Annotated in this window: 2 protein-coding genes and 1 pseudogene; 2 read left to right on the top strand and 1 reads right to left on the bottom strand. The window is 61.3% G+C overall.

The annotated features are described in order from the left end of the window. The first annotated feature begins 382 nt into the window (after window positions 1-382). Both C5748_RS27290 and C5748_RS27285 read left to right on the top strand, forming a co-directional pair. On the top strand, window positions 383-799 hold the full coding sequence (locus tag C5748_RS27290; RefSeq protein WP_105746183.1) for a hypothetical protein: 417 nt from the start codon (window positions 383-385) through the stop codon (window positions 797-799). 709 nt (window positions 800-1,508) lie between these two features. Continuing rightward, the gene (locus C5748_RS27285; RefSeq protein ID WP_105746181.1) at window positions 1,509-1,910 is read left to right on the top strand and encodes a single-stranded DNA-binding protein; all 402 of its coding nucleotides are present in this window, start codon (window positions 1,509-1,511) and stop codon (window positions 1,908-1,910) included. 98 nt (window positions 1,911-2,008) lie between these two features. On the opposite strand, the pseudogene C5748_RS27280 reads toward C5748_RS27285, so the two are convergent. After that, a pseudogene (locus tag C5748_RS27280) lies at window positions 2,009-2,128 on the bottom strand (IS5/IS1182 family transposase); the annotation flags it as partial.

Here is a 2,128-nt window from a genome sequence, read left to right as displayed (position 1 = left end):
TTGTCGCCCATTCCACGGATACGCATGTCTTCGATCATGCGCGCGCGCAGTGGGGTGGTCCTCTCCTCCTTCATGGGAACCTCCTGTCTGATGATTGAGAAGACCCCAATCGTCAGGCCAGGAACCCAAGTCACAAAGAACCACGGTCGATCAGCAGGCGCACCGCTTGTCACAAGCGCCATTGCCGCGCGAGCGGCTTAGTCCATCCACCCAACAGCGGAAATTCGAACTGAGACATTCCTGAACCGCCAATACTTGACGCAGAGCCATGTTCATCGTCCAATATGGCAACCTTGCAGCAACGGCGAAGTAGCATAGTCGCAGGCGGAGCGTATCATCCGGCAGCCTGTCGTGATCCTCAACCGTTCATGCGGAGGCTTCCATGACGCTGATCCTGCTTGCCATCTCTTTGACGATTGCGCTCTGTGTGATCGCCTATCATTTCGCGATCTACGCACTGCCCTTCATGGTCGGGCTGACTGTCTTCCAATATGTCTATGGAATGGAGGCAGGCTTCCTGATGTCTGGGTTCGCCGCGATTGGCGCAGCGTTGCTGTCCGTAGCCTTTGTCGTTGCCGTCGTGGGCTTTGCGAAGAACCCGGCCTTGCGACTGATCGCGCTAGCCATCTTTGCCGTACCCACGGCCATCGCCGGTTATGCGCTGGTCCATGGCGTCACGAAGAACTTTATCGACTCGACGATCGTGCTCAACCTGCTCGGCAGCACCGGTGGTATGTTCATCGGGATCGCGGCGATGCTCAATCTCAACGCGCTCGGAACGGCTGTCCTTTCGCGCTGACGCGGCCGCCGTGGTCTGTCGTTCCCGTGGAACACCCACCATGGAGGTTTACACGCCACCGGGCCTCCGGGGCCCGCTCGGAACAGGATGATCACGGCGCGGAGCACTGGTCTCCCTCCTTTTCGGCCTGTTGCGCGCGGTTAGGAAAGTCGGTCATCATGCCGATCTCTCCAGCCTTGACACGATCATCGCCAGCCGTCCGGTTTCCCTCATATCAGCATGGAAATGGGCCCGCGTGGTCCTTCATCTTTCCAATCCGCAATGTCACCGGATCGCGCCTTCAGCCAATGAGACGGGAGCGATGTCTCGGCGCCTGGACCCGGTAGCCATTTCATTCTCGTCCCCGGCCTGTCTATCTTGGCGGAGGAAGCGCATGTCGGTGACGGGCAATGGCAGGTATGCCCGGTGTGACAGGGCTTGGGCCTGACCGGTGTTGCGGGCAGAGACGAGGGTTCCGCTGCACGTTCCCGTGCCTGTTCTCGAAAGGCACCACTCCCTCCGACTGACTGATCCCCTACGGCCGTTCGGTTTCCGTCCGCAACCCCCGCGGCTCCCGGCCGTGTTGCCGCGCAAGCGCGGCTGCCCGCTCCACCCGGGGCCTTGGGGGCGCGAGCTGGCGGCGCGCCGCCAGTTGCAGGGGGCTCCCGACGGCCTTGGCCGGGTCTCGTCGGAGGGAATGGTCCCTCCGAGGAGCAACGGAGACATAAAAATGCAGAACATCGTCATTCTCGCCGGCAACATCGGTCAGGCCCCCGAAACCCGCATCACCCAGAGCGGCACCAGCATCACCCACTTCACCTTGGCCACCTCGCGTCCCCGCTACTCGGAAGGCAGGGTCGTCCGGGACGAGAACGGCTACCGGGTCCAGGATACCGAATGGCACCGCATCACCGCCTTCAACGGGCTCGGCAAGACGGTCCAGCAGTATTGCGAGAAGGGCATGAAGGTGCTGGTCCGCGGCCGCATTCACTACACGAAATGGACCGACCGCGACGGTGTCGATCGCTACAGCACCGAGATCATCGCCGAGACGGTGGATTTCCTGAGCCGGGCAACGCCGGCTGAAAAGGAGGACGGGCAGCTCGTAGATGAGAGCGACATCCCGTTTTGAATCGCGTGTCGAAGACCCGGCGGCGAAAGCCGCCGGGTTCGCTTCTCAGTCCTGACCGTCTGGCTCGACAAGCTCAACATGACTAGGGTCCGGACTCATTACATCCACCAAATGACGGCTGCGGCGAGTGCGATGGCGCTCATGAAGTTTTGGATATTGCGGTCGAAACGGGTCGCGATGCGCCGCCAGTCCTTCAAGCGGCAGAACATGCGTTCGAT

The organism is Phyllobacterium phragmitis (assembly GCF_002980495.1).
Taxonomy (GTDB): domain Bacteria; phylum Pseudomonadota; class Alphaproteobacteria; order Rhizobiales; family Rhizobiaceae; genus Paramesorhizobium; species Paramesorhizobium phragmitis.
Note: the sequence above shows the minus strand (reverse complement) of the source record. Positions and strands in the feature narration are given on the sequence as shown.

Bases quoted from the DNA above. Each gene is read 5' to 3' on its own strand.
- C5748_RS27290 (WP_105746183.1), top strand. From the start codon at position 383: ATGACGCTGATCCTGCTTGCCATCTCTTTGACGATTGCGCTCTGTGTG.
- C5748_RS27285 (WP_105746181.1), top strand. From the start codon at position 1,509: ATGCAGAACATCGTCATTCTCGCCGGCAACATCGGTCAGGCCCCCGAA.